This is a genomic window from Pedobacter cryotolerans (genome assembly GCF_005116475.1).
Taxonomy (GTDB): Bacteria; Bacteroidota; Bacteroidia; order Sphingobacteriales; family Sphingobacteriaceae; genus Pedobacter; species Pedobacter cryotolerans.
On sequence record NZ_SWBO01000009.1, the window covers coordinates 24,976 to 48,479 of the forward strand.

Genomic DNA, 23,504 nt, shown 5'->3' on the forward strand with positions numbered 1-23,504 from the left:
TTCATGCTCAGCTCAATAGATTTAGACTTTCAAAAAATAAAGAAAAAAATATATTATGTTGATGGTTCTCTGCGTGATATTTATATTCATAATACTTCAAAAGAAGATTGGCAAGTTTGGGCAGACTTTGTAAATGAAAATTACAAAATTTCATTCCATATTTATGAAACAAAGGTAAATGAGGATAATGTTAATCTATCCAAGATATTTGATTATTGGTGTGGCGTTCATGATAATTGCTCAACAGCAACAATTTACATAGGTGATATACAAGTGAACGCTCACTTCTTCGACGATCAGGAAATAGAGAACGATATTTCTCCAAAAGAAATAAAATCTATCGAAGATCATAATCAGCTATTAGGTTATATGGTTGGGCTTTCAAATGTTCTTAATAAAAAAGTAATTATGACACCAGAGAACGAACCTAACATGATTTTAATTTCGGTTGACAAAGGCAAAATTTTTATTAAAAACTAAATTAGCTCTTATTCCATGGTCTGTGATAAACAGAACACCATTTAGGGGTTATTGTTAAACTTTGTAAAACTATTGCATTTTACCTAAAACTTTGTCAGGGTAAAGCGTATTGCAACTGATGTTTCTTGCACAGGTTTTGGTGCTCTAAACCCGATATACGTGGAAATTTTTGTCATGCTGAGCCTGTCGAAGCACAAAAATTGGAACATTAGCGGGGCTATTGTAGCCATTGATTACTGACAATCGTTTTCTCGAAAGAGCCTTTAAACTTTGTCAAATCTTTAAACTCCTTGCTATTAATTTGACAAAGTTACAATGAGCTAACTTTGAAAAGCTATTGCAGTTTGCCTAAAACTTTGTCAGGGTAAGGCGTATTGCAACTGATGTTTCTTGCACAGGTTTTGGTGCTCTAAACCCGATATACGTGGAAATTTTTGTCATGCTGAGCCTGTCGAAGCACAAAAATTGAAACATTAGCGGGATTGGTTTAGCCATTGATTACTGACAATCGTTTTCCAGAAATGTTATTCGGTAAACTTATTATCCTCAACTATTTACTGAATTTAAATTAAAGAGATTGCTTTCCCGAGGAAATCGGGACGGGCTGTTGTTCCTCCTCGCAAAGAAGGCAAGGAGGAAAGAAAAAAAATCTTACTCAAACACTTGATTATCACAAATTAAGTTCATACTTTTGCAGTCCCTTAATGTGGCCTCATTGTAGGCTGGCCATTAAGGAAGTTTTTAAATAAAATAGCAAAAACAAAAAGCAAGAAATGCCAACCATTCAACAATTAGTTAGAAAAGGTAGAGTAGCACTGGAGTTCAAGAGTAAGTCTCCGGCGTTGGACAGTTGTCCACAGCGAAGAGGTGTATGTACACGTGTATATACTACTACCCCTAAAAAACCAAACTCAGCAATGCGTAAAGTTGCCCGTGTACGTTTAACCAATGGAAAAGAGGTGAATGCCTATATTCCTGGAGAAGGTCACAACTTACAAGAGCACTCAATCGTTTTGATTCGTGGTGGTCGTGTTAAAGATTTACCAGGTGTACGTTACCACATTATTCGTGGGGCATTAGATACATCAGGTGTAGCTGGTCGTAACCAACGTCGTAGTAAATATGGTACTAAGCGTCCTAAACCAGGGCAAGTAGCTGCAGCACCAACTAAAGGAAAGAAAAAATAATTAGGAGGAAACAGAAATGAGAAAATCAAAACCAAAAAAGAGAATTATTCTTCCTGATCCTAAATTTAACGATGTTCAGGTTACAAGATTTGTAAACAATATGATGTACGATGGAAAAAAATCTATCGCTTACTCTATTTTTTATGATGCAGTAGAAATTGCAGAGCAAAAAGCTGGTGAGAATGGCTTAGAAATTTTTAAACGTGCTTTAGTAAATATAAGCCCAGCGGTAGAGGTTAAGTCTCGTAGAGTTGGTGGTGCAAACTTCCAAGTACCTACAGAGGTAAGACCAGATCGTAAAATTGCTTTAGGCATGAAATGGTTAATTAACTATGCTCGTAAACGTGGTGAAAAAACCATGAAAGAAAAATTAGCAGGCGAAATTGTTTCAGCAGCTAAAGGTGAAGGTGCAGCAGTTAAGAAAAAAGAAGATACGCATAAAATGGCTGAGGCTAACAAAGCGTTCTCTCACTTCAGATTCTAAGATAAATGATTGAATGAAGGAATTTTGAATGAGTGAATAGATTTAAATGCTATTCACTCATTCTATTATTAGCTCATTCATTAATTCAAAAATATGTCAAGAGATTTAAAATTTACAAGAAATATAGGTATTGCAGCTCACATTGATGCGGGTAAAACTACAACAACAGAGCGTATTCTATATTATGCAGGTGTTAGTCATAAAATTGGTGAGGTGCATGAAGGTGCTGCAACAATGGACTGGATGGCACAAGAGCAAGAGCGTGGTATTACCATTACTTCTGCTGCAACAACCGTTGGATGGAAATATAGAGATCAAAACTATCACATTAACATTATCGATACTCCTGGACACGTAGATTTTACCGTAGAGGTAAATCGTTCGTTACGTGTATTAGATGGTTTAGTGTTTTTGTTCTCTGCAGTTGATGGTGTTGAGCCTCAATCTGAAACTAACTGGCGTTTAGCTAATAACTATAATGTTGCTCGTATTGGTTTCGTTAACAAAATGGACCGTTCTGGAGCAGACTTTTTAAAAGTTGTTGGCCAGGTTAAAAGTATGTTAGGTAGTAATGCAGTTCCATTGCAATTACCTATCGGTTCTGAAGATTCATTTAAAGGTGTGGTTGATTTAATTAACAACCGTGGTATTGTTTGGAATGAGCATGATAAAGGTATGACCTTTACAGAAGTGCCTATCCCAGAAGATATGTTAGATGAGGTTGCAGAGTGGAGAGAAAAATTACTTGAATCAGTAGCTGATTATGATGAAACTTTGATGGAGAAATTCTTCGAAGATCCTAACTCAATTACTGAGCGTGAAATTTTAGATGCTTTACGTGCAGCTGTATTAGATGCTAAAATTGTACCTATGGTTTGTGGTTCATCTTTCAAAAACAAAGGTGTACAAACTATGCTTGATTATGTGATGGAATTATTGCCTTCACCTATGGATAGCGAAGGTGTTATTGGCACTAACCCAGATACTGGCGAAGAAATTTTACGTAAACCATCAGAAAAAGAGCCTTTTGCAGCTTTAGCTTTTAAAATTGCAACAGATCCTTTCGTAGGTCGTTTATGTTTTATCCGTGTTTACTCGGGTAACTTAGAAGCGGGTTCTTACGTTTATAACGCTCGTTCTGAAAACAAAGAGCGTATTTCTCGTATCTTCCAAATGCATGCTAACAAGCAAAACCCAATTCCTAATGTAGGTGCTGGAGATATTGCTGCGGTAGTAGGCTTTAAAGATATTAAAACTGGAGATACCCTTTGCGAAGAGAAAAACCCAATCATTCTAGAATCAATGAACTTCCCTGAGCCAGTAATTGGTTTAGCAATTGAGCCTAAAACTCAAGCAGACGTTGATAAATTAGGTATGGCTTTAGGTAAATTAGCAGAAGAAGATCCTACATTTAGAGTTCAAACTGATGAAGAAACTGGTCAAACAGTAATTTCTGGTATGGGTGAGCTTCACTTAGATATTTTAATTGATCGTTTAAAACGTGAATTTAAAGTAGAAGTAAATCAAGGTGCACCACAAGTAGCTTACAAAGAAGCAATTTTTGGAACAGCTAATCACCGTGAAACTTATAAAAAACAATCTGGTGGTCGTGGTAAATTTGCTGATATTTCAGTGGTAATTTCGCCAATTGATGCTGATTTCGAAAAAGGTGGTTTACAATTTGTAAACGAAATTACAGGTGGTTCAATTCCACGTGAATTTATTCCTTCGGTAGAAAAAGGTTTTGCTTCGGCAATGAGTAATGGTGTGTTAGCTGGTTACCCACTTCCTGATATGAAAGTACGTTTGATTGATGGTTCATTCCATGCGGTCGATTCAGATGCTTTATCATTTGAGCTTGCTGCTCGTATGGCATATCGCGAAGCTTTACCAAAATGTAAGCCTACTTTGATGGAGCCAATCATGAAAATCGAAATCTTAACTCCTGAAGAAAACATGGGTGATGTAATCGGTGATATGAACCGTCGTCGTGGTCAGTTATTAGGTATGGATACACGTAACGGATCTCAAGTAATTAAAGCAACTGTGCCTTTGTCAGAAATGTTTGGTTATGTAACTCAGTTACGTACAATCACTTCTGGACGTGCAACTTCTACAATGGAATTTGATCATTATGAAGCAGCGCCTAAAAACGTACAAGATGAAGTAATTGCTAAATCAAAAGGTAAAGTTAAGTCAGAAGACTAATAATGTTTAGCGTTCGGCGCATGGCGTAAAGCGGTTAAATCGCTCAACGCCATACGCTCAACGCCTAACGCAAGATAAACCGACCGCTTGTTATTAATAGCTCTAACAGGTGATCATAATTAAAATAGAACATGAGCCAAAGAATTAGAATTAAATTAAAATCTTACGATTACAACTTGGTAGATAAATCTGCAGAGAAAATCGTTAAAACTGTTAAACCTACGGGTGCAGTAGTTAGCGGACCAATTCCGTTGCCAACAGAAAAGAAAATCTTCACTGTTTTGCGTTCACCACACGTAAACAAAAAAGCACGTGAGCAGTTTCAATTGTGTGCTTATAAACGTCTTTTAGATATTTATAGTTCTAACTCTAAAACTGTTGATGCATTGATGAAACTTGAATTACCTAGTGGTGTTGAAGTAGAAATCAAAGTTTAATGATTTTATAATCCAAAAAAAAGTCCTTGAAATTTTCAAGGACTTTTTTTGTGTCATTAGTTTTATAAACTACTTCCCTCTCGTTCTTAATTCTTCTAAAGCATTCCGCTCATCTTGTAATTCTCTAGCTAACTTACGTTGCTGATCGTTCGATTTGGTTTTATAAGCTTGGTATTCAGCAGAAATTTCGTCATAAAGTTGGGTTCTGTGTTTAGCCTCTAAAATGCTTTTAGCAGATCTGGCAATTACAACAAATAATGAAATTGCCAATATGATAATTATCGACCAAACGATGGTGCTATAAGTTCCCTTAGTAAATGAAATACCTAAAAAGCTAATTTCATCAGCCTTTGCTGTGGTTTCGCTCAAAGAATTTTCCTTTCCACTAACTTCAGCTTTTAAGCTTGAAATCGTTTTTTCTTGCTCTATTACTTTGGTATTAATGTTTTTAAATGCCGTTCTCTCTTTTCTTAGGGTATCATTTACACTTTTCCATAAAGCATCTAACCTAACAGGATTAATTAATTTAGAGCCGTATGATGATCTGGAGCGAGATAACAAAAAACGATATTGTCCATTTAAACTAAAATCAGTATTCCTAACCGTGTCAATTGTTCTTTTCTGGTATTTATTTCTTAGGGCTGGTTTAGCCAGATTTTTAACAGGTGTTTGAGCCTTAATTGCTGTTTGAGCTAAAATATTAAAAGACAAAAAACATAACATTATTCCTGTTACAGTAAAAAGTAATCGTTGTTTCATAATTGTGATGATCTCATTAATTAAACAATTATAGTTAAAAATTATTGTGTATTTTAATATGTGATGGTCTTTTTATCATAGATTGCCACATCATTTTTAATAAATTCACTCTTCTCAAAAATCATTTATTAAATGATGACATAGCTGAATATCTCTTTAAAATGAAATGATTTTGTTAAAATCTTATCGAACAGTTTTGTTTGAAAAAACAATAAAACGTGACGATCTCGAATTCATACCAATGTACACGAATGGGCCTCAATTATTTGTTATGGAGATTTAAATGTTTACAAAGAACAATTGAAGCTGCAAAAACTTTTTTCGCTAATAGGATGGAAGGAGCAGTTTAGTTAAGTTCTGAAATGATTTGTAAACTTTCTAATTAATAAAATATTACTTTGTATATAGACTTTATTATTTAGATTTTAATTGATAAAGCACAAAGAAGTCACTTATATTTGCAGCAATGACGGTTTTATTATTTACCATTATTGTATTAATTGGTGCTTTCCTAGCGGGATTACTGGGCTCTCTTACTGGCTTAGGTGGCGGAGTAATTATCATTCCATTGCTAACCCTTGGCCTAGGAGTAGATATTCATTATGCAATTGGTGCATCCATCATTTCTGTAATTGCTACATCATCAGGTTCGGCAGCAGCTTATGTTAAGGAAGGTATTACTAACGTTAGAATTGGTATGTTTTTAGAGGTTGCTACAACCTTAAGTGCCATAGTTGGAGTAGTTATTGCATCCTATATTAAAGCCGATTATATCATTGTAATTTTTGGATTGATTTTATTATTCTCTGCATTTATGATGTTGAAGAAAAAAATTGATCACTCTAATAATGAAAAGACAAGTGTTTTAGCTAATTATTTCAAGTTAAACGGGAGTTATCCTACAGAAAATGGAATAAAGCAATATGCGGTTCATCACGTAGTTGGTGGCTTTGCCATGATGTTTGTTGCAGGAACGCTTTCAGGTTTATTGGGTATAGGTTCTGGTGCATTAAAAGTTATTGGAATGGATAACATCATGAAAATTCCGTTTAAGGTTTCTACAACAACGAGTAATTTTATGATTGGGGTAACTGCAGCTGCTAGTGCGTTGGTATATTTGCATAAAGGTCAAATAGATCCGGCAATAGCGATGCCAGTAACTATAGGAGTTATTGCAGGAGCAACCATCGGGGCTAAAATTTTAATCAAAACCAAAACAGATAAGTTAAAAGTTGTATTTGCAGTGGTTGTTACAATTTTAGCTTTGCAAATGATCTATAAAGGCTTAACCGGCAGTTAGAGGTGTTTTAAATGAAAAAGAAAGATCACTCAATAGTTTAGATATTCAAAATTCAATCCTTCAAAATTCAGTCATTAATTATAATGAGTAAGCAAATCAAACATTATTTAGGAGACAAGGATGTTCAAGTTATTTTGGGAACTTTATTACGTGTGGGTGTAATCTTATCAACCGCTGTTGTGTTATTAGGAGGGATAATTTTTTTAACTACACAAAGCAACCACAGCGTATCTTTTTCAGAATTTAAGCCAGAGCAAACTAAATTTTCGTCTGTAGCAGAAATAATTGTTGGTCTAAAAAATATGGATGGATTAGCAATAATTCAATTTGGCGTATTGCTGTTAATTTTTACTCCAATAGCACGAGTAGTTTTTTCAATCTTTAGCTTTCTAATGGAGAAAGACTATATGTATGTGATAATTGGTACAATAGTATTGTGTGTGATTATCACCAGTTTATACCTCGATATAGCTCATTAGAGAACATTTTCTCTTCAATGTACGAGTGCTTAAAAAATAATTGCTCTTTTTTACAAAAATAATGAGCTAACTATTTGAAAATTAATAATTCTTGTCTATCTTTGCCGTCCCTTAGCGGGGATGTATATCCACCTTGAACGAAGCCCTACTGCTTCGATGGGTGTTAAATTAAAAATAGAAAATGTCAGGTATTATTGGAAAAAAAGTAGGAATGACCAGCATTTTTGACGCCGAAGGAAGAAACATTCCTTGTACGGTGATCGAAGCTGGACCTTGTGTTGTAACACAAGTTAAGACCGAAGAAAAAGATGGTTACGTTTCAGTTCAACTGGGATATGATGAAGCCAAAGAAAAAAACACTACCCAACCTCTAAAGGGTCACTTTGCGAAAGCAAACACAACTCCAAAACGCAAATTAGTAGAATTTGAGCAGTTTGAAGATTCAGTTAACTTAGGTGATACTGTAACTGTTACAATTTTTAACGAAGGCGATTTTGTTGATGTTGTTGGTACTTCAAAAGGTAAAGGTTTTCAAGGTGTGGTAAAACGTCATGGTTTTGGTGGTGTGGGTGGTCAAACTCACGGTCAGCACAACAGATTGCGTGCGCCAGGTTCATTGGGTGCTGCATCTTATCCAGCTCGTGTATTCAAAGGAATGCGCATGGCAGGTAGAACTGGTGGAGACAGAGTAAAAGTTCAAAACTTACAAGTATTGAAAGTTTATGCTGAGCAAAACTTAGTAGTAGTTAGTGGTTCCGTACCAGGAGCTAAAGGTTCTTACGTAATCTTAGATAAGTAAGCAGATGGAAGTTAAAGTAGTAAACATTTCAGGAAAAGAGACAGGTGCCAAGGTGCAGCTTCCTGAGTCGGTATTTGGTGTAACACCAAGCGACCACGCGATTTATTTAGATGTAAAGCAGTATTTGGCTAACCAACGTCAAGGAACTCACAAATCTAAACAACGTAACGAAATTGCAGGTTCTACCCGTAAATTATACAAACAAAAAGGTACAGGCGGTGCACGTGCCGGAAGCATTAAATCTCCATTATTTAATGGTGGTGGTCGTGTTTTTGGTCCACAGCCAAGAGACTATAGTTTTAAACTAAATAAAAAATTAAAATCATTAGCACGTAAATCTGCTTTAGCTTATAAAGCTCAAGATAACAACGTGGTAGTATTAGAAGATTTTACTTTTGATAGCATTAAAACTAAAAACTATATCAATTTGGTTAATGCATTAAATTTAGCTGGAGAGAAAACGTTATTGGTTTTACCTACGCAAAATAATAATATCTATTTATCAAGCAGAAACATTCAGAAAGCTAAAGTTATTACAGCAGCAGATTTAAATACATACGATGTATTAAATGCAGGCAAACTTTTGTTAACTGCAGATTCGCTTAAAACATTGGAGGAGGCATTTGCCAAGTAATATGGAAATTTTACAAAAACCAATATTAACTGAAAAAGCTTCTGCATTAACTGAAAAAGCTAATCGTTTTACTTTCAGAGTAGATCATAGAGCTAATAAGTTGCAGATTAAATCAGCCATCGAAAAAATGTATGGAGTGAACATCGTTGCCTTAAACACTATGGTGGTTGTAGGTAAGTTGAAATCAAGAAATACAAAAGGTGGATTAGTAACGGGTCGTACCCCGAAATACAAAAAAGCTATTGTTACATTGAAAGATGGCGAAACAATAGATTATTACGCGAATATTTAATAAGAATTGAATAATTTATAACTATGGGCTTAAGAAAATTTAAACCAGTCACTCCGGGTACCCGTTTTAGGGTAGGCGCAAGCTTTTCGGAGATTACAGCAACCAAGCCCGAAAAATCATTGGTTGTATCTTCTAAAAAATCGGGAGGTCGTAACAATACAGGAAAGATGACAATGCGCTACATGGGCGGTGGTCATAAAAAATCTTACCGTTTAATTGATTTTAAACGTGATAAGTTTAACATTCCTGCAACAGTAGCTACTGTTGAGTACGATCCAAACCGTACCGCCCGTATTGCTTTATTGCACTACGCAGACGGAGAGAAGCGCTACATTATTGCACCAGAAGGGTTGCAAGTAGGACAAACTGTGCTTTCGGGTGATAACGCTACTCCAGAAGTAGGTAACACATTAACGTTGGCAAATATCCCTTTGGGATCTATTATCCACAATTTAGAAATTCAACCAGGTAGAGGTGCTCAATTGGCACGTAGCGCAGGTGCTTATGCACAACTTGCCGCTAGAGATGGTAGATATGCAACTATTAAAATGCCATCAGGTGAAGTAAGATCTATCTTAGTTACTTGTTTAGCAACAATTGGTGCAGTTTCTAACGCAGATCATGCAAATGAAGTTTTAGGTAAAGCAGGCCGTGCTCGTTGGTTAGGTCGTCGTCCAAGAACTCGTCCAGTAGCGATGAATCCTGTGGATCACCCAATGGGTGGTGGTGAAGGTCGCTCTTCAGGTGGTCAGCCTCGTTCAAGAAACGGAGTTTACTCTAAAGGCTTCAAAACCCGCTCACTTAAAAAATACTCAAATCGTTTCATCATAGAGAAAAGGAAGAAATAATGGCTCGTTCGATAAAAAAAGGACCTTATATTGACCATAACGTAGAGAAAAAAGTAATCTCTATGAATGATTCAGGCAAAAAGTCTGTGATCAAAACTTGGTCTCGCAGATCAATGATTTCACCAGATTTCGTGAATCATACATTTGCTGTACACAACGGTAATAAATTTATACCAGTATACGTAACAGAAAACATGGTTGGTCACAAGCTGGGAGAGTTTGCTCCAACCAGAACATTTAGGGGTCACTCTGAAAAAAGAAAATAATTAAGAGATGGAAGCATTAGCGAAATTAAACAATTGTCCAACCTCACCACGTAAAATGCGTTTGGTTGTAGATCTTATCAGAGGTGAGCGTGTTGAGAAAGCATTAAGCATTTTAAAATTCACAAATAAAGAAGCTGCAATTAGAGTTGAAAAACTTTTATTATCAGCAATCAAAAATTGGGAATCTAAAAATGAAGGTTCTCGCCCTGAAGAAAACCAATTATACGTGAAAACGATAATGGTAGGCGGTGGTCGTCAGTTAAAAAGATTAAGACCAGCACCTCAAGGTCGTGGTTACAGAATACGTAAGCGTTCTAACCATGTAACTTTGGTAGTAGATAGTAAAAACATTGAAACTAAAACTAATTAATAAACATGGGACAAAAAGCAAATCCAATAGGTGCTAGATTAGGAATCATCAGAGGATGGGATTCTAACTGGTTTGGAGGCAACAACTATGCTGATAAATTAGTTGAAGACGAAAAAATAAGAAAATACCTTTCAGCTCGTATTGCAAAAGGTGGAGTAGCTAAAGTAGTAATTGAGCGTACGTTAAAACGTATCACTGTTACTATCCATACAGCTCGTCCAGGTATTGTAATCGGTAAAGCAGGTGCTGAGGTTGATAAGATCAAAGAAGAGTTAAAGAAATTGACTAAAAAGGAAATTCAAATTAACATCTTTGAAATTAAACGCCCAGAACTTGATGCACAGTTAGTTGCAGAAGGTGTTGCAAAACAACTTGAGGCTAGAATCTCATTCCGTAGAGCAATGAAAACTACTATCGCATCAACAATGCGTATGGGTGCAGAAGGTATCAAAATAATGACTTCAGGTCGTTTAGGTGGTGCTGAGATGGCTCGTAGCGAACAGTACAAAGAAGGAAGAATTCCTTTGCATACTTTCCGTGCAGATATTGATTACGCATTAGCAGAAGCATTAACTACTTATGGTAAAATAGGTGTTAAAGTTTGGATCTGTAAAGGTGAAGTTTACGGTAAACGTGATCTTTCTCCAAACATCGGTGCTGCGAGCAATGCTCCAGGCAAAGGTGGCGACAGACCTCAAGGTGCATTCGGCGGTCGTGATGGCGGTAGAGATAACCGTGGAGGTGGCGATAGAAGAAATGACAAACGCGGTGCTGGCCAAGGCGGAAGAGACAATAAAGGTGGTGGTGCTAACAGAGGCCCACGCAAATAGTTAACAAGATCGTTTAACGATAATATTAAAATAAAATGTTACAGCCAAAAAGAACGAAGTTCAGAAAGATGCAAAAAGGCAGAATGAAAGGTTTAGCAACTCGTGGTGCTGAATTGTCATTCGGATCTTTCGGGATAAAATCTTTAGAGGCAACTTGGATTACAAGTCGCCAGATAGAAGCAGCCCGTATTGCGGTAACTCGTTTCATGAAACGTGAAGGTCAAGTTTGGATTAGAATATTCCCGGATAAACCGGTAACTAAAAAACCAGCTGAGGTACGTATGGGTAAAGGTAAAGGTGCTCCAGAATATTGGGTAGCTGTTGTTAGACCCGGACGTATAATTTTTGAAGCAGAAGGTGTTCCGATGGAAGTTGCCAAAGAAGCATTAAGACTTGCAGCTCAAAAATTACCAATTCAAACCAAATTTGTAGTACGTAGAGATTACGTAGAAGCATAAAAAAAGTTTTGGGATCAATGTTATAAATAACTTGTTGTTATAACCGCTAGACCCTAACATAAAAATTAATAAAATGAAGAACTCAGAAATCATAGGGCTTTCAAAAGAAGAACTAGTAGCTAAGATTGCAGAAGAAAAAGAAAACTTGGTAAAGTTAAAATTTGCACACACAATTTCGGCTATAGAAAATCCTACCCGTATTACTAAGGTAAGAAAAGACATCGCCCGATTAACTACTGAATTGACTAAGCTTAATAAAGCACAGTCTGCAACTGAAACTAAATAACTTTAGAGTCGAAATGGAAAGACAATTAAGAAAAACAAGAACCGGGTTGGTGGTAAGCAACAAAATGGATAAATCTGTTGTTGTAGCGGTTGAGCGTAAAGTAAAACACCCGATCTATGGTAAGTTTGTTAAGAAAACTACCAAATTTATGGCTCATGACGAAAAGAACGAATGTGGTATCGGAGATACTGTATTAATTCAAGAAACTCGTCCGCTGAGTAAAAACAAGAACTGGAGATTGGTACAAATTTTAGAAAGAGCTAAATAAGATGGTACAACAGGAATCACGATTAAACGTAGCCGACAATAGCGGCGCAAAACAAGTATTGGTTATCCGTGTACTTGGTGGAACAGGTAAAAGATATGCTTCTATAGGTGACAAAATTGTTGTTACTGTAAAAAGCGCTTTGCCTTCTGGTAACATTAAAAAAGGAACAGTTTCTAAAGCAGTTGTAGTAAGAACTAAAAAAGAAATCAGACGTAAGGATGGTTCTTATATTCGTTTTGACGATAATGCAGCAGTATTATTAAATGCACAAGACGAGCCACGTGGTACACGTATTTTTGGCCCGGTAGCAAGAGAACTGCGTGAAAAACAATTCATGAAAATTGTATCATTAGCACCGGAGGTATTATAATATGAAAAATAAAGTAACACAAACCAAAGTAAAAATCCGTAAAGGAGATTTAGTTAAGGTTATAGCTGGCGATTCAAAAGGCCAACAAGGTAAAGTTCAAGAAGTATTGGTTGCTAAAAATAGAGTTGTGATAGAAGGTGTTAATCTTGTATCAAAACATACTAAACCAAATGCTGCAACACCTAACGGTGGTATAATTAAAAAAGAAGCTGCTCTTCATATTTCTAACGTACAATTAGTTGATCCAAAATCTGGTAAAACTACTCGTGTTGGTCGTAAATTAAACGCTGACGGAAAATTAGTTAGAGTTGCTAAAATTTCAGGGGAGGAAATCAAATAATGGCATACGTACCAAGATTAAAAAGCAAATATAAAGAGGAAATTGTAACTGCTCTTAAAGATAAGTTCAATTACAAAAGCATCATGCAAGTTCCTAAATTGGAGAAAATTGCCATCAACCAAGGTGTTGGCCGTTACTCTGTAACTGATAAAAAAGTTATGGATAGCTCTATCTTAGAAATGAGCACTATTGCTGGTCAACAAGCAGTTGGAGCTAAATCTAAAAAAGATATCTCAAACTTTAAATTACGTAAAGGTATGCCAGTTGGTGTAAGAGTAACTTTACGTGACAATAACATGTATGAGTTTTTAGATAGATTAATTTCTGTAGCTTTACCTCGTATTAGAGATTTCAAAGGTATCAATGATAAAGGATTTGATGGAAAAGGTAACTATACTTTAGGTATCACTGAGCAAATCATTTTTCCAGAGATCAACATCGATAAAATTAGCAAAATTTTAGGTATGGATATTACATTTGTAACATCTGCTACTACTGATGTTGAAGCATTGGAACTTTTAAAACAATTTGGATTACCGTTTAAAAATCAAAAAACTGAGCAATAATGGCAAAAGAAGGAGTAAAAGCTCGCGAAGTTAAGCGCCAAAAATTGGTTGCTAAATATGCAGACAAACGTGCGGCTTTAAAAGCAGCAGGTGATTACGAAGGATTAGATAAATTACCTAAAAACTCTTCGGCAGTGCGTTTGCACAACCGTTGTAAGTTAACTGGTCGTCCTCGTGGATATATGCGTACTTTTGGTATATCAAGGGTTACTTTCCGCGAAATGGCTTTAGATGGTAAAATACCAGGCGTTAGAAAAGCTAGCTGGTAATTACTGAGTTATAAATTTTGAGTTATAAGTTGTAAGTTGTATTTTTGCAGCCCTTACAACTTATAGCTCATTGTATATATAGCTAAAAATAGAATTTTAACCGATAGCAGGTCTTATAGCCGAGGGGCAAACAAGATACCACTATCACAAATAAATAATAATGAATACAGATCCAATCGCAGATTATCTGACACGAGTGAGAAATGCTATCAAAGCTAATCACAGAATTGTAGAAATTCCTGCATCAAACCTTAAAAAGGAAATTACTAAAGTACTTTTTGATAAAGGTTACATCGCAAACTACAAGTTTGAAGACACTAATGCTCAAGGCATTATCAAAATTGCATTAAAATATAATGCAATCACTAAAATCTCGGCTATCCGTACGTTAACACGTATCAGCAAACCAGGTTTAAGACAATACGCTGGTGTAGATAATATGCCAAGAGTATTAAATGGTTTAGGTATCGCAATCTTATCTACTTCTAAAGGTGTAATGACTGATAAAGAAGCAGCCAAATTAAACATTGGCGGTGAGGTATTGTGTCACGTTTATTAATTAAAGGAGGATAGCACAATGTCAAGAATAGGAAAAAATCCAATTAATGTACCTGCAGGTGTTACAATAACTGTTTCGAAAGATAACGTTGTTACTGTAAAAGGCCCAAAAGGTGAATTAACTCAAGCAGTAGATGCTGATATCATTTTATCTCAAGAGGATGGCGTTTTTACAGTAAGTCGCCCAACTGAGCAAAAAAGACATAAAGCCTTACATGGTTTATATCGTTCTTTAATTAACAATATGGTTGTTGGTGTAACAGATGGTTTTAAAATTGAACAAGAATTAGTAGGTGTGGGTTACCGTGCTACTAACCAAGGTAATACTTTGGATCTTGTTTTAGGTTATTCTCACCATTATGTATTCCAGTTACCAGAAGAAATTAAAGTAACTACTACATCAGAAAAAGGTCAAACTCCTAAAATTATTTTAGAGAGTATCGATAAACAATTAATTGGTCAGGTAGCAGCGAAAATTCGTTCGTTACGTACTCCAGAGCCTTATAAAGGTAAAGGTATCAAGTTTGTTGGTGAAGTGTTAAGAAGAAAAGCAGGTAAATCAGCTTCTAAAAAATAATTAAAATGGCAGGAAAAAAATTATCTCGTAGAGATCGTATCAAAAAAGGTATCAGAAAAAGACTTACTGGATCTGAGAGCCGTCCACGTTTATCAGTTTATAGAAGCAATAAAGGTATTTATGCTCAAATTATTAACGATGTAACTGGTAATACAATAGTTTCAGCATCATCTTTATCTAAAGATTTTACTGGCAAAGGAAACAAATCTGATCAGTCAATCGCAGTAGGCAAGTTAATTGCTGAGAAAGCAATTGCAGCTGGTGTTAAAGAAGTTGTTTTCGACAGAAATGGTTACTTATACCATGGTCGTGTTAAATCGTTGGCAGATGGTGCTCGCGAGGCTGGTTTAGTATTTTAATCTAAGAAAAGAATAAGATGTCAACTATCAATATAAAAAGAGTTAAGACTAGCGAAATCGAATTGAAAGATCGTTTAGTTAGCATACAACGTGTTGCCAAAGTAACCAAAGGTGGTCGTACTTTCAGCTTCTCGGCCATTGTGGTTGTTGGAGATGAGCAAGGTGTTGTTGGTTATGGTTTAGGTAAAGCCAAAGAGGTTACTGAAGCTATTGCTAAAGGAATTGACGATGCTAAAAAGAACTTGGTTAGAGTTCCAATTTTACATGGTACTGTTCCTCATGAGCAAATCGGTAAATTCTCTGGAGGTTTTGTTTTAATTAAACCAGCTGCAGTTGGTACTGGCGTAATTGCTGGTGGTGCGATGCGTGCTGTATTAGAGAGTGCGGGTATTCACAACGTATTAGCAAAATCAAAAGGTTCATCAAACCCACACAACGTGGTAAAAGCAACAGTAGATGCTTTAACTAAAATGCGTGATGCTTACACAGTAGCTCAGCACCGTGGTGTAGATTTAAATAAAGTTTTTAACGGATAATATCATGGCTAAAATTAAAATTACCCAAGTAAAAAGCATTATCGATAGAAGCGAGCGCCAAAAAAGAACAATGAAAGCATTAGGTTTAACTAAAATGAACCAAACTGTAGAAGTTGAGGCTAACGCTGCCATTATTGGGATGGTAAGAAAAGTTAATCACTTAGTAGCTATAGAAGCAATTTAAAATGAATGAGTGAAGGATTGAATGAAAGAATGTTATTGGCATTCACTCATTCAATCATTCTACATTCTATCACTATTTTATTTATCGTTGTCCCTGATTAGTGAAAGCGAAGGGCAACACAACAAGTTTAAAAATGAACTTAAGTAATTTAAAACCTGCATCAGGTTCTGTAAAAAAAGTTAAAAGAATTGGTCGTGGTCAAGGTTCTGGTCGTGGTGGTACATCTACTCGTGGTCATAAAGGAGCTGGTTCACGTTCTGGTCATAAAACCAAAATTGGTTTTGAAGGTGGTCAAATGCCTTTACAACGTCGTGTGCCTAAAGTTGGTTTCAAACCAATTAACCGTACAGAATATGTTGGCGTTAACTTAGATGTGCTTCAAGGTTTAGCTGAAAGATTCAATTTAACAACAATTGATTTTGCTGCTATACAAGAGCATGGTTTAGCTTCTAAAAATGATCTAATTAAAATATTAGGTCGTGGTGAAGTTAAAGCAAAATTGGAAGTTACAGCTCATGCATTTTCTGCAACTGCACAAAAAGCTATCGAAGCTGCTGGAGGCTCAATCGTAAAATTGTAATTAATGAAGAAGCTATTTACTACTTTAAGTAATATCTGGAAAATACAAGAATTAAAAGAACGTATTTTATTTACGTTGATGATTCTTGTGATTTACAGGGTCGTTTGTCAAGTGGTTCTACCAGGTGTAGATCCAGCTCAGTTAGTAGATACTCAAAAAACTGGAATTTTAGGTTTATTAGATATGTTTGCAGGTGGTGCTTTTTCTAAAGTATCAATTGTAGCATTAGGTGTTATGCCTTATATCTCTGCATCTATTGTTGTTCAGTTGTTAGGTATTGCTGTCCCTTCTTTCCAAAAAATGCAAAAAGAGGGTGAGAGCGGAAGAAAAAAACTAACACAATATACACGTTACCTAACTGTTTTCATTACAGCAATTCAAGCTATCGGATATGTAAAAACTCAAATTAAACCAGAAGCAATTCTGATTGATTTAACTACATTTTACGTTATGTCTGGCTTTGTTTTAACAGCAGGTACATTGTTTGTAATGTGGTTAGGAGAAAAAATTACTGATAAAGGTATTGGTAATGGTACATCATTAATTATTATGGTGGGTATTATTGCCCGTTTACCAATTGCATTACAACAAGAGATTTCATCTAAATTCTCTGGTAACGATGGTGGTTTGATCATGATTGTTTTAGAGATTGTGGCATTGCTTGCCGTTGTAATGTTTACTATTTTAATTGTTCAAGGTGTACGTAAAGTACCTGTGCAATATGCAAAACGTATAGTAGGTAACAGACAAGTAGGTGGAGTTAGACAGTACATTCCTTTAAAGGTGAATGCGGCTGGGGTTATGCCAATCATTTTTGCTCAGGCATTAATGTTTATTCCTAATGCTTTAATAGGTTTTTTCCCTGAAAGATTAACCGATAGTTGGTTACATCAATATACTGATATTACCTCGCTAACATATAGTTTGACATTTGCATTTTTAATTATTGCATTCACGTTTTTCTATACTGCAATTACGGTAAATCCAACACAAATGGCTGATGATATGAAGAAGAATGGTGGCTTTATTCCGGGTATTAAACCAGGTTTAGCAACGTCTTCTTTTATTGATGATGTGATCTCAAAAATTACTTTCCCAGGATCGTTATTTTTGGCAATCATCGCTATCCTTCCATCTTTCGCAGTAAAACTTGGTATTCAGCAAGAATTTGCTCAATTTTTTGGAGGAACATCTTTATTAATTTTGGTTGGAGTTGTATTAGATACTTTACAACAAATCGAAAGTTATTTATTAATGCGTCATTACGATGGTTTAATGAAGACTGGTAGAGTAACCGGAAGAACTGGTATTCCTGCTGCAGGAACAACAAGTTCTCCTATTTAAAAATGATAAGGTGATCATATTTAAAATGATTGATTTGCCTTAATTGGTTAATCAATCATTTTTCATTTTAATCATTTAAAAATAAACAAGATGTCAAAAATTTATTATAAATCTCCGGAGGAGATCGAATTAATAAGGGAAAGTTCTTTACTTGTTTCAAAAACCTTAGCAGAAGTTGCGAAGATAATTGCTCCAGGCGTTACTACGCTAACTCTTGATAAATTAGCTTTTGAGTTTATTAAAGATCATGGCGCTGTTCCTGCTTTTTTAAATTACGGAGGATTTCCTAATTCATTATGTATTTCTCCGAACGATCAAGTTGTACATGGTATACCTAGTGATTATGTGATTAAAGATGGAGATCTTATATCAGTTGATTGTGGAGTAATAAAAGATAGTTTTTTTGGCGATTCGGCATACACTTTTTCTATTGGAGAGATTGATGCTGAAAAACAAAAGTTGGTAAACGTAACTCAAGAATGTTTACGGTTAGCAATTGAAAAAGCTGTTGTTGGAATGAGAATTGGAGACATCGCATTTGCAGTTCAAAATCATGCCGAAACAAATGGTTTTGGTGTAGTTAGAGAACTTGTAGGGCATGGAGTAGGAGTAAAGCTTCATGAAAAACCAGAAGTTCCCAATTATGGTAAAAGAGGTATTGGGGTTAAATTAGAAGAAGGAATGGTGATTGCCATTGAACCAATGATTAATGCAGGAACTGCAGGTATCAAGTTTTGGGCTGATGGTTGGACTGTAACTACAAAAGATAATAAACCATCTGCGCATTTTGAACACACTGTTGCTGTAAAAAAAGGTAAAGCTGATGTTTTATCCACCTTTTCTTTAATTGAAAAAGTTTTACAAGAAAAAGTATAAAAAGTTAAAAATTTTTATTTAATTTTGCAACCCTGTTTCATAGCAGCTAATTAAGTAAAAATCAGTATAATATGGCTAAACAAGCCTCAATTGAACAAGACGGAGTAATAAGAGAAGCGTTATCGAATGCTATGTTTCGAGTTGAACTTGAAAATGGACATGAGATTATTGCTCATATCTCAGGGAAGATGCGTATGCATTACATTAAAATCCTTCCTGGAGATAAAGTTAAATTAGAGATGTCGCCTTACGATTTATCAAAAGGCAGGATTACTTATAGATATAAATAAAATGAAAGTTAGGTCATCAATTAAAAAGCGAAGCGCTGATTGTAAGATTATTCGTCGTAAAGGTAAACTTTACGTTATTAACAAGAAAAATCCAAAGTACAAACAACGTCAGGGGTAATTAGAAAAAATTGTAATGTACTGTACAACGGTGGCCCGCCGTTCAGGCTTACTTAAAAAGACAAAATAAATATGGCAAGGATTTCAGGTATTGATTTACCAAGAAACAAAAGAGGTGAGATCGGACTAACGTATATCTACGGAGTAGGTAAGGCAACTGCACAACGTATTTTAAATACTGCAGGTATCGATGTTAACAAAAAAGTACAAGATTGGTCTGATGATGAGTTGTCAGCAATTCGTACCATGATTAATGATGAGATTAAAGTAGAAGGTGCTTTACGTTCTGAAGTTCAATTAAACATTAAGCGTTTAATGGATATCGGTTGTTACCGTGGTTTGCGTCACAGAAAAGGTTTACCTGTTCGTGGTCAGCGTACCAAAAATAACTCTCGTACTCGTAAAGGAAAGAGAAAAACTGTTGCAAACAAGAAAAAAGCAACTAAATAATAATTGATAGCCGTGTAGTGATCACTTTGTGAGTACTACATGGTTGGAATAGAAAGATAAAAATTAGGTACTGAGTGCCGAGGTAGAGCAAGTCTCCTATCTCATGTCTCATATCTCAAATCTAAAAGAAAAAATGGCTAAAAGTAAAAAAGTTACCAAAAAACGTATTGTTGTTATCGAGCCTGTAGGTCAAGCTCATATCAATGCTACGTTCAATAATATTATCGTTACTTTAACAAACAATAACGGTCAGACTATTTCATGGTCTTCAGCTGGTAAAATGGGTTTCAAAGGTTCTAAAAAGAATACTCCATACGCTGCTGGTCAAGCTGCTTCTGATTGTGGTAAAGTAGCTTTTGATTTAGGCTTACGTAAAGTTGAAGTATTTGTAAAAGGTCCAGGTTCAGGTCGTGAGTCTGCAATCAGAACTTTACAAGTAGCAGGTATCGAAGTAACATCTATCAAAGATATTACTCCACTTCCTCACAACGGATGTCGTCCACCTAAGAAAAGAAGAGTTTAATTAATTATTTTTTAAAGCTAAGAGTCTCCCGATTAAAGTTGGGAAGATACTTTAAAATCAAAAACAACAAATGGCAAGATATACCGGACCAAAATCCAAAATCGCCCGTAAGTTCAGAGAGCCAATTTTCGGCCCTGACAAAGTATTAGACAGAAAAAACTATCCTCCTGGCCAACATGGTGCTTCTAAAAGAAGAGGAAAGCAATCTGAATACGCAGTACAGTTAATGGAAAAACAAAAAGTAAAATACACTTATGGTGTGTTAGAAAAACAATTCCGTAACTTATTTACTAAAGCTTCATCTCGTGAAGGTATCACTGGTGATAACTTATTACAATTGTTAGAAGCTCGTTTAGATAACACAGTTTATAGATTAGGTATTGCTCCAACTCGTTCAGGTGCACGTCAATTGGTTAGCCATAAGCACGTTACTGTAAACGGTGAGGTAGTAAATATTCCATCATATCAATTAAGAGCTGGTGATGTTGTTGCCGTTCGTGACAAATCTAAATCTCTTGAGGCAATTACAAATTCAGTAGCAGGAAGAATGATCAATAAATTCAATTGGTTAGATTGGAATGCAAGCGAATTAACAGGTAAGTTTTTAGCTTATCCTCAACGTGATGAGATCCCAGAAAACATTAAAGAGAACCTTATAGTAGAGTTATACTCTAAGTAATCATAATATTAGTTAAAGCCTTTATGGCTTTAACTTTTTTACGTTACACATTATTAATAACGAACTAAAAACATTATAAATGGCAATTTTAGCATTTCAGAAACCAGATAAGGTAATCATGCAGAAATCAACAGATTTCGATGGTCAATTTGAATTTCGTCCTTTAGAACCCGGTTTCGGTGTAACAATTGGCAATGCCCTAAGAAGAATTTTATTATCTTCATTAGAAGGTTTCGCAATTACAAGTATTCGTTTTTCTGGCGTTTCTCATGAGTTTTCTACCATGAAAGGTGTTGTAGAAGATTTGACTGAAATCATCTTAAATTTAAAACAAGTTCGTTTTAAAAAAGTTGGTGATTCTGGAGATTCAGAAAAAGTTTTCATCATTGTAAATGGTCAAGACCAATTTTTAGCTGGTGATATTACTAAATTCTCAAACAATTTCGAGGTTTTAAACCCTGATTTTGTAATCTGTAACATGGAAAAATCTGTTACTTTAGAGGTAGAATTAACTATCAACAAAGGACGTGGCTATGTTCCAGCAGAAGAGAATAAAATTACTGATACTGTTGTTGGTGTAATCTCAATCGATTCGATTTTTACGCCAATGAAAAATGTAAAATACACGATCGAAAACTATCGTGTTGAGCAAAAAACAGATTATGAGAAATTGATTTTAGATATTTCTACTGATGGATCTATCCACCCAGAAGAAGCTTTAAAAGAAGCAGCTAAAATTTTGATCCAACACTTTATGTTGTTCTCTGATGAGAATTTAGTGTTAGAATCTCAAGCTAAAGAAGAAACTAAAGAAGTTGATGAGGAAATTTTACACATGCGTAAAATCCTTAAAACTGAATTGGTTGATTTAGATTTATCTGTACGTGCATTAAACTGCTTAAAAGCAGCTGACATTCGTACTTTAGCTGATTTAGTTTCTTACGATGTTGCTGATATGTTAAAATTCAGAAACTTCGGAAAAAAATCTTTAACTGAAATTCAAGAATTGGTAAAATCTAAACAATTATCGTTTGGAATGAACCTTTCTAAATTTAAGTTAGACGAAGAATAGTACAGTTTGCAGTTTTTAGTTTTCAGTTCAAAACTGTTAATTGAAAATTGATAACTGAAAATTAATTTAATTTTCACTGTGTATAATTCCCTCAGATTAAGTTCAAAGAGACGGTATACACTTTACAAAACAAACAATGAGACACGGTAAAAAAAACAACCATTTAGGTAGAACAACTTCGCACAGAAAAGCGATGTTAGCTAACATGGCTTCTTCATTAATTAAGCACAAGAGAATTTCAACTACATTAGCTAAAGCGAAAGTTTTACGTGGATATGTTGAGCCTTTAATTACAAAATCTAAGACTGATACTACACACTCTCGTCGTATCGTTTTCTCTTACTTACAAGATAAAGAAGTTGTAACTGAGTTGTTCCGCGATGTTGCAGCAAAAGTTGCTAACCGTCCAGGTGGTTATACTCGTATCATCAAATTAAACAATCGTTTAGGTGATAATGCAGAGATGGCTTTAATTGAATTAGTTGATTACAACGAAGTTTACGGTAAAGATACAGCTGCAGAAGAAAAGAAAACTACTCGTAGAGGTAGAAGCAAAACTAAAAAAGCTGATGCTCCTGCTGATAAAGCACCAAAAGCTGAAGCTGCTGTAGTTGAAGAAACAGAAGTTGTAGAAGAAACTCCTGCAACTGAAGAAGCTAAACCAGAAGCTAGCGCTGAAGAAGAAGCTCCAAAAGCATAAATCCCTAAATCTCCGCCGAGGCGGAGACTTAAATAAAAAACCGCTAAGATTTATTTCTTAGCGGTTTTTTTTTGAAAGCATTTTAAATTTGCAGGTGTAATTAAACCTTCACATTTTCCAATCCATACTGTTTCAATACATCAGCTGGTACACCATCCCATTGGTTGGGTGTGTTGCCAACATAGCCGATATCTTTAACACCTATTTCTGTAGTATAAAACCCAGATGCGGTTAAATCTCTCATCCTATTGAAAAATGCAACGCCTGCAGACATTTCTGGCTTTGCTTTGATAGGATAAGCAATTTCATCAATAATGCTGATTTGCTGTTGAGCAGATGCTTCGACAAAAGGCTTTTCAAATTGGTTGAAACATTGAATATCCAACCATTTTAAACCACCACGTAATGGAGTTTGATGATAGGGCATATCTTTTACAATAAATTCGATAAACTCTGGTACTTTAGCGTCGGTAGCACTACCAGAAACGTTATCCCTTGGGATGATGATATCTACCAAAACGGTTATTGTTGCCATTTCGTGTTTGGTAAAAAAAGTCTCACTTTTCAGTTTTTCATCTCTTTCTACTTCCCATTTTTCTCTACCAGCCTGTGGCTCTAAAACAGTTGATGACGTTTCTTTTTTAACATCAGAATTGCAAGCTCCAACCAGTACCGTTGTACTTAATGCGGTTAAGCCTAAAGCTTTTAATGAATCTCTTCTATTCATGA

At 35.4% G+C, this 23,504-nt stretch carries 38 protein-coding genes; 36 read left to right on the forward strand and 2 right to left on the reverse strand.

Annotated elements, in window-relative coordinates:
• Positions 1-3: 3 nt before the first annotated feature.
• The 5 genes from FA045_RS14355 to rpsJ all read left to right on the forward strand — a co-directional run bounded on the left by FA045_RS14355 (position 4) and on the right by rpsJ (position 4,796).
• A complete protein-coding gene (locus FA045_RS14355) occupies positions 4-480 on the forward strand; it encodes a hypothetical protein (RefSeq protein WP_136877777.1) in 477 nt (158 codons plus the stop codon).
• 773 nt (positions 481-1,253) lie between these two features.
• Positions 1,254-1,667: a 30S ribosomal protein S12 gene (gene rpsL / locus FA045_RS14360; protein ID WP_008244597.1), complete on the forward strand. Its 414-nt coding sequence runs from the start codon at positions 1,254-1,256 to the stop codon at positions 1,665-1,667.
• A gap of 16 nt (positions 1,668-1,683) precedes the next feature.
• The gene (gene rpsG, locus FA045_RS14365; RefSeq protein WP_136877778.1) at positions 1,684-2,151 is read left to right on the forward strand and encodes a 30S ribosomal protein S7; all 468 of its coding nucleotides are present in this window, start codon (positions 1,684-1,686) and stop codon (positions 2,149-2,151) included.
• Between the two features lie 93 nt (positions 2,152-2,244).
• On the forward strand, positions 2,245-4,359 hold the full coding sequence (fusA, locus tag FA045_RS14370) for an elongation factor G (protein WP_136877779.1): 2,115 nt from the start codon (positions 2,245-2,247) through the stop codon (positions 4,357-4,359).
• A gap of 131 nt (positions 4,360-4,490) precedes the next feature.
• Complete coding sequence (rpsJ, locus tag FA045_RS14375) at positions 4,491-4,796, forward strand: 30S ribosomal protein S10 (protein ID WP_008244591.1); 306 nt, start codon at positions 4,491-4,493, stop codon at positions 4,794-4,796.
• A gap of 69 nt (positions 4,797-4,865) precedes the next feature.
• On the opposite strand, the gene FA045_RS14380 is transcribed toward rpsJ, so the two are convergent.
• Positions 4,866-5,555, reverse strand: a complete 690-nt coding sequence (locus FA045_RS14380; protein ID WP_225871351.1) for a hypothetical protein — start codon at positions 5,553-5,555, stop codon at positions 4,866-4,868.
• 466 nt (positions 5,556-6,021) lie between these two features.
• Between FA045_RS14380 and FA045_RS14385 the strand changes: the two genes are divergently transcribed.
• From FA045_RS14385 to rplQ, 31 genes are all read left to right on the forward strand, one after another.
• Positions 6,022-6,855, forward strand: coding sequence for a sulfite exporter TauE/SafE family protein (locus FA045_RS14385; protein ID WP_136877780.1), 834 nt, complete (start codon positions 6,022-6,024; stop codon positions 6,853-6,855).
• A gap of 83 nt (positions 6,856-6,938) precedes the next feature.
• On the forward strand, positions 6,939-7,334 hold the full coding sequence (locus FA045_RS14390) for a DUF1634 domain-containing protein (protein ID WP_136877781.1): 396 nt from the start codon (positions 6,939-6,941) through the stop codon (positions 7,332-7,334).
• 181 nt (positions 7,335-7,515) lie between these two features.
• The gene (rplC, locus tag FA045_RS14395) at positions 7,516-8,133 is read left to right on the forward strand and encodes a 50S ribosomal protein L3 (protein ID WP_136877782.1); all 618 of its coding nucleotides are present in this window, start codon (positions 7,516-7,518) and stop codon (positions 8,131-8,133) included.
• Positions 8,134-8,137: 4 nt separating this feature from the next.
• Positions 8,138-8,767, forward strand: coding sequence for a 50S ribosomal protein L4 (gene rplD, locus FA045_RS14400; RefSeq protein WP_136877783.1), 630 nt, complete (start codon positions 8,138-8,140; stop codon positions 8,765-8,767).
• 1 nt (position 8,768) lies between these two features.
• Entirely contained in the window at positions 8,769-9,059 is a 291-nt protein-coding gene (rplW, locus tag FA045_RS14405) for a 50S ribosomal protein L23 (RefSeq protein WP_136877784.1), read from the forward strand.
• Between the two features lie 23 nt (positions 9,060-9,082).
• Positions 9,083-9,907 carry a 50S ribosomal protein L2 gene (rplB, locus tag FA045_RS14410; protein ID WP_136877785.1) on the forward strand — a complete coding sequence of 275 codons (825 nt, stop codon included), beginning with the start codon at positions 9,083-9,085 and terminating at the stop codon, positions 9,905-9,907.
• Positions 9,907-10,173, forward strand: a complete 267-nt coding sequence (rpsS, locus tag FA045_RS14415) for a 30S ribosomal protein S19 (RefSeq protein WP_136877786.1) — start codon at positions 9,907-9,909, stop codon at positions 10,171-10,173. Before rplB ends, rpsS begins: the two co-directional genes overlap by 1 nt.
• A gap of 7 nt (positions 10,174-10,180) precedes the next feature.
• Positions 10,181-10,543, forward strand: a complete 363-nt coding sequence (gene rplV / locus FA045_RS14420) for a 50S ribosomal protein L22 (RefSeq protein ID WP_136877787.1) — start codon at positions 10,181-10,183, stop codon at positions 10,541-10,543.
• Positions 10,544-10,548: 5 nt separating this feature from the next.
• Positions 10,549-11,373: a 30S ribosomal protein S3 gene (gene rpsC, locus FA045_RS14425; RefSeq protein ID WP_136877788.1), complete on the forward strand. Its 825-nt coding sequence runs from the start codon at positions 10,549-10,551 to the stop codon at positions 11,371-11,373.
• Positions 11,374-11,408: 35 nt separating this feature from the next.
• Positions 11,409-11,831, forward strand: a complete 423-nt coding sequence (rplP, locus tag FA045_RS14430) for a 50S ribosomal protein L16 (protein WP_131555073.1) — start codon at positions 11,409-11,411, stop codon at positions 11,829-11,831.
• Positions 11,832-11,904: 73 nt separating this feature from the next.
• Positions 11,905-12,117 (forward strand): 50S ribosomal protein L29, encoded by a 213-nt coding sequence (gene rpmC / locus FA045_RS14435; RefSeq protein ID WP_136877789.1) that lies wholly within the window; start codon positions 11,905-11,907, stop codon positions 12,115-12,117.
• Positions 12,118-12,130: 13 nt separating this feature from the next.
• Positions 12,131-12,385, forward strand: coding sequence for a 30S ribosomal protein S17 (gene rpsQ, locus FA045_RS14440; RefSeq protein ID WP_055130475.1), 255 nt, complete (start codon positions 12,131-12,133; stop codon positions 12,383-12,385).
• 1 nt (position 12,386) lies between these two features.
• Entirely contained in the window at positions 12,387-12,755 is a 369-nt protein-coding gene (rplN, locus tag FA045_RS14445) for a 50S ribosomal protein L14 (protein ID WP_041878524.1), read from the forward strand.
• Between the two features lies 1 nt (position 12,756).
• A complete protein-coding gene (gene rplX / locus FA045_RS14450; RefSeq protein ID WP_136877790.1) occupies positions 12,757-13,095 on the forward strand; it encodes a 50S ribosomal protein L24 in 339 nt (112 codons plus the stop codon).
• Positions 13,095-13,661, forward strand: coding sequence for a 50S ribosomal protein L5 (rplE, locus tag FA045_RS14455; protein WP_136843384.1), 567 nt, complete (start codon positions 13,095-13,097; stop codon positions 13,659-13,661). Before rplX ends, rplE begins: the two co-directional genes overlap by 1 nt.
• Positions 13,661-13,930: a 30S ribosomal protein S14 gene (rpsN, locus tag FA045_RS14460; RefSeq protein ID WP_136877791.1), complete on the forward strand. Its 270-nt coding sequence runs from the start codon at positions 13,661-13,663 to the stop codon at positions 13,928-13,930. The genes rplE and rpsN overlap by 1 nt, the downstream gene beginning before the upstream one ends.
• Positions 13,931-14,090: 160 nt before the next feature.
• Positions 14,091-14,489 carry a 30S ribosomal protein S8 gene (rpsH, locus tag FA045_RS14465; protein WP_136877792.1) on the forward strand — a complete coding sequence of 133 codons (399 nt, stop codon included), beginning with the start codon at positions 14,091-14,093 and terminating at the stop codon, positions 14,487-14,489.
• 18 nt (positions 14,490-14,507) lie between these two features.
• Positions 14,508-15,065 (forward strand): 50S ribosomal protein L6, encoded by a 558-nt coding sequence (rplF, locus tag FA045_RS14470; RefSeq protein WP_136877793.1) that lies wholly within the window; start codon positions 14,508-14,510, stop codon positions 15,063-15,065.
• A gap of 5 nt (positions 15,066-15,070) precedes the next feature.
• Complete coding sequence (gene rplR, locus FA045_RS14475) at positions 15,071-15,424, forward strand: 50S ribosomal protein L18 (RefSeq protein WP_136877794.1); 354 nt, start codon at positions 15,071-15,073, stop codon at positions 15,422-15,424.
• Positions 15,425-15,441: 17 nt separating this feature from the next.
• A complete protein-coding gene (rpsE, locus tag FA045_RS14480; protein WP_136877795.1) occupies positions 15,442-15,960 on the forward strand; it encodes a 30S ribosomal protein S5 in 519 nt (172 codons plus the stop codon).
• A 4-nt stretch (positions 15,961-15,964) separates the two neighbouring features.
• The gene (gene rpmD, locus FA045_RS14485; RefSeq protein ID WP_136877796.1) at positions 15,965-16,144 is read left to right on the forward strand and encodes a 50S ribosomal protein L30; all 180 of its coding nucleotides are present in this window, start codon (positions 15,965-15,967) and stop codon (positions 16,142-16,144) included.
• 133 nt (positions 16,145-16,277) lie between these two features.
• Positions 16,278-16,724: a 50S ribosomal protein L15 gene (gene rplO / locus FA045_RS14490; protein ID WP_136877797.1), complete on the forward strand. Its 447-nt coding sequence runs from the start codon at positions 16,278-16,280 to the stop codon at positions 16,722-16,724.
• A gap of 3 nt (positions 16,725-16,727) precedes the next feature.
• Positions 16,728-18,068, forward strand: a complete 1,341-nt coding sequence (secY, locus tag FA045_RS14495) for a preprotein translocase subunit SecY (protein ID WP_136877798.1) — start codon at positions 16,728-16,730, stop codon at positions 18,066-18,068.
• A gap of 90 nt (positions 18,069-18,158) precedes the next feature.
• Positions 18,159-18,944, forward strand: coding sequence for a type I methionyl aminopeptidase (gene map, locus FA045_RS14500; protein WP_136877799.1), 786 nt, complete (start codon positions 18,159-18,161; stop codon positions 18,942-18,944).
• A 71-nt stretch (positions 18,945-19,015) separates the two neighbouring features.
• Complete coding sequence (infA, locus tag FA045_RS14505; protein ID WP_008244555.1) at positions 19,016-19,234, forward strand: translation initiation factor IF-1; 219 nt, start codon at positions 19,016-19,018, stop codon at positions 19,232-19,234.
• 1 nt (position 19,235) lies between these two features.
• Positions 19,236-19,352 (forward strand): 50S ribosomal protein L36, encoded by a 117-nt coding sequence (gene rpmJ / locus FA045_RS14510; RefSeq protein ID WP_010599887.1) that lies wholly within the window; start codon positions 19,236-19,238, stop codon positions 19,350-19,352.
• 71 nt (positions 19,353-19,423) lie between these two features.
• On the forward strand, positions 19,424-19,801 hold the full coding sequence (gene rpsM, locus FA045_RS14515) for a 30S ribosomal protein S13 (protein WP_136877800.1): 378 nt from the start codon (positions 19,424-19,426) through the stop codon (positions 19,799-19,801).
• A gap of 133 nt (positions 19,802-19,934) precedes the next feature.
• The gene (rpsK, locus tag FA045_RS14520; protein ID WP_010599885.1) at positions 19,935-20,324 is read left to right on the forward strand and encodes a 30S ribosomal protein S11; all 390 of its coding nucleotides are present in this window, start codon (positions 19,935-19,937) and stop codon (positions 20,322-20,324) included.
• 70 nt (positions 20,325-20,394) lie between these two features.
• A complete protein-coding gene (gene rpsD / locus FA045_RS14525; protein WP_136877801.1) occupies positions 20,395-21,003 on the forward strand; it encodes a 30S ribosomal protein S4 in 609 nt (202 codons plus the stop codon).
• A gap of 79 nt (positions 21,004-21,082) precedes the next feature.
• A complete protein-coding gene (locus FA045_RS14530; protein WP_136877802.1) occupies positions 21,083-22,075 on the forward strand; it encodes a DNA-directed RNA polymerase subunit alpha in 993 nt (330 codons plus the stop codon).
• A 136-nt stretch (positions 22,076-22,211) separates the two neighbouring features.
• The gene (gene rplQ / locus FA045_RS14535; protein WP_136877803.1) at positions 22,212-22,775 is read left to right on the forward strand and encodes a 50S ribosomal protein L17; all 564 of its coding nucleotides are present in this window, start codon (positions 22,212-22,214) and stop codon (positions 22,773-22,775) included.
• Between the two features lie 100 nt (positions 22,776-22,875).
• Here rplQ and FA045_RS14540 read toward each other — a convergent pair whose 3' ends face one another.
• Positions 22,876-23,502 carry a gluconate 2-dehydrogenase subunit 3 family protein gene (locus tag FA045_RS14540; RefSeq protein WP_136877804.1) on the reverse strand — a complete coding sequence of 209 codons (627 nt, stop codon included), beginning with the start codon at positions 23,500-23,502 and terminating at the stop codon, positions 22,876-22,878.
• Positions 23,503-23,504 lie beyond the last annotated feature (2 nt).

Excerpts from the sequence above, each read along its gene's own strand:
- rpsE (WP_136877795.1), top strand. The coding sequence starts at position 15,442 with ATGTCAACTATCAATATAAAAAGAGTTAAGACTAGCGAAATCGAATTG.
- rpsG (WP_136877778.1), top strand. The coding sequence starts at position 1,684 with ATGAGAAAATCAAAACCAAAAAAGAGAATTATTCTTCCTGATCCTAAA.
- rplX (WP_136877790.1), top strand. The coding sequence starts at position 12,757 with ATGAAAAATAAAGTAACACAAACCAAAGTAAAAATCCGTAAAGGAGAT.
- rpsC (WP_136877788.1), top strand. The coding sequence starts at position 10,549 with ATGGGACAAAAAGCAAATCCAATAGGTGCTAGATTAGGAATCATCAGA.
- rplF (WP_136877793.1), top strand. The coding sequence starts at position 14,508 with ATGTCAAGAATAGGAAAAAATCCAATTAATGTACCTGCAGGTGTTACA.
- rpsN (WP_136877791.1), top strand. The coding sequence starts at position 13,661 with ATGGCAAAAGAAGGAGTAAAAGCTCGCGAAGTTAAGCGCCAAAAATTG.
- rpsD (WP_136877801.1), top strand. The coding sequence starts at position 20,395 with ATGGCAAGATATACCGGACCAAAATCCAAAATCGCCCGTAAGTTCAGA.
- FA045_RS14390 (WP_136877781.1), top strand. The coding sequence starts at position 6,939 with ATGAGTAAGCAAATCAAACATTATTTAGGAGACAAGGATGTTCAAGTT.
- rplD (WP_136877783.1), top strand. The coding sequence starts at position 8,138 with ATGGAAGTTAAAGTAGTAAACATTTCAGGAAAAGAGACAGGTGCCAAG.
- rpsM (WP_136877800.1), top strand. The coding sequence starts at position 19,424 with ATGGCAAGGATTTCAGGTATTGATTTACCAAGAAACAAAAGAGGTGAG.
- rpsJ (WP_008244591.1), top strand. The coding sequence starts at position 4,491 with ATGAGCCAAAGAATTAGAATTAAATTAAAATCTTACGATTACAACTTG.
- rpsH (WP_136877792.1), top strand. The coding sequence starts at position 14,091 with ATGAATACAGATCCAATCGCAGATTATCTGACACGAGTGAGAAATGCT.
- rpsS (WP_136877786.1), top strand. The coding sequence starts at position 9,907 with ATGGCTCGTTCGATAAAAAAAGGACCTTATATTGACCATAACGTAGAG.
- fusA (WP_136877779.1), top strand. The coding sequence starts at position 2,245 with ATGTCAAGAGATTTAAAATTTACAAGAAATATAGGTATTGCAGCTCAC.
- rplP (WP_131555073.1), top strand. The coding sequence starts at position 11,409 with ATGTTACAGCCAAAAAGAACGAAGTTCAGAAAGATGCAAAAAGGCAGA.
- rplE (WP_136843384.1), top strand. The coding sequence starts at position 13,095 with ATGGCATACGTACCAAGATTAAAAAGCAAATATAAAGAGGAAATTGTA.
- rpmC (WP_136877789.1), top strand. The coding sequence starts at position 11,905 with ATGAAGAACTCAGAAATCATAGGGCTTTCAAAAGAAGAACTAGTAGCT.
- rpsQ (WP_055130475.1), top strand. The coding sequence starts at position 12,131 with ATGGAAAGACAATTAAGAAAAACAAGAACCGGGTTGGTGGTAAGCAAC.
- infA (WP_008244555.1), top strand. The coding sequence starts at position 19,016 with ATGGCTAAACAAGCCTCAATTGAACAAGACGGAGTAATAAGAGAAGCG.
- FA045_RS14530 (WP_136877802.1), top strand. The coding sequence starts at position 21,083 with ATGGCAATTTTAGCATTTCAGAAACCAGATAAGGTAATCATGCAGAAA.
- rplR (WP_136877794.1), top strand. The coding sequence starts at position 15,071 with ATGGCAGGAAAAAAATTATCTCGTAGAGATCGTATCAAAAAAGGTATC.
- rpsL (WP_008244597.1), top strand. The coding sequence starts at position 1,254 with ATGCCAACCATTCAACAATTAGTTAGAAAAGGTAGAGTAGCACTGGAG.
- rplN (WP_041878524.1), top strand. The coding sequence starts at position 12,387 with ATGGTACAACAGGAATCACGATTAAACGTAGCCGACAATAGCGGCGCA.
- rplC (WP_136877782.1), top strand. The coding sequence starts at position 7,516 with ATGTCAGGTATTATTGGAAAAAAAGTAGGAATGACCAGCATTTTTGAC.
- rpmD (WP_136877796.1), top strand. The coding sequence starts at position 15,965 with ATGGCTAAAATTAAAATTACCCAAGTAAAAAGCATTATCGATAGAAGC.
- rpmJ (WP_010599887.1), top strand. The coding sequence starts at position 19,236 with ATGAAAGTTAGGTCATCAATTAAAAAGCGAAGCGCTGATTGTAAGATT.
- rplB (WP_136877785.1), top strand. The coding sequence starts at position 9,083 with ATGGGCTTAAGAAAATTTAAACCAGTCACTCCGGGTACCCGTTTTAGG.
- secY (WP_136877798.1), top strand. The coding sequence starts at position 16,728 with ATGAAGAAGCTATTTACTACTTTAAGTAATATCTGGAAAATACAAGAA.
- rpsK (WP_010599885.1), top strand. The coding sequence starts at position 19,935 with ATGGCTAAAAGTAAAAAAGTTACCAAAAAACGTATTGTTGTTATCGAG.
- rplQ (WP_136877803.1), top strand. The coding sequence starts at position 22,212 with ATGAGACACGGTAAAAAAAACAACCATTTAGGTAGAACAACTTCGCAC.
- rplW (WP_136877784.1), top strand. The coding sequence starts at position 8,769 with ATGGAAATTTTACAAAAACCAATATTAACTGAAAAAGCTTCTGCATTA.
- FA045_RS14380 (WP_225871351.1), bottom strand. The coding sequence starts at position 5,555 with ATGAAACAACGATTACTTTTTACTGTAACAGGAATAATGTTATGTTTT.
- map (WP_136877799.1), top strand. The coding sequence starts at position 18,159 with ATGTCAAAAATTTATTATAAATCTCCGGAGGAGATCGAATTAATAAGG.
- FA045_RS14355 (WP_136877777.1), top strand. The coding sequence starts at position 4 with ATGCTCAGCTCAATAGATTTAGACTTTCAAAAAATAAAGAAAAAAATA.
- FA045_RS14540 (WP_136877804.1), bottom strand. The coding sequence starts at position 23,502 with ATGAATAGAAGAGATTCATTAAAAGCTTTAGGCTTAACCGCATTAAGT.
- rplO (WP_136877797.1), top strand. The coding sequence starts at position 16,278 with ATGAACTTAAGTAATTTAAAACCTGCATCAGGTTCTGTAAAAAAAGTT.
- FA045_RS14385 (WP_136877780.1), top strand. The coding sequence starts at position 6,022 with ATGACGGTTTTATTATTTACCATTATTGTATTAATTGGTGCTTTCCTA.
- rplV (WP_136877787.1), top strand. The coding sequence starts at position 10,181 with ATGGAAGCATTAGCGAAATTAAACAATTGTCCAACCTCACCACGTAAA.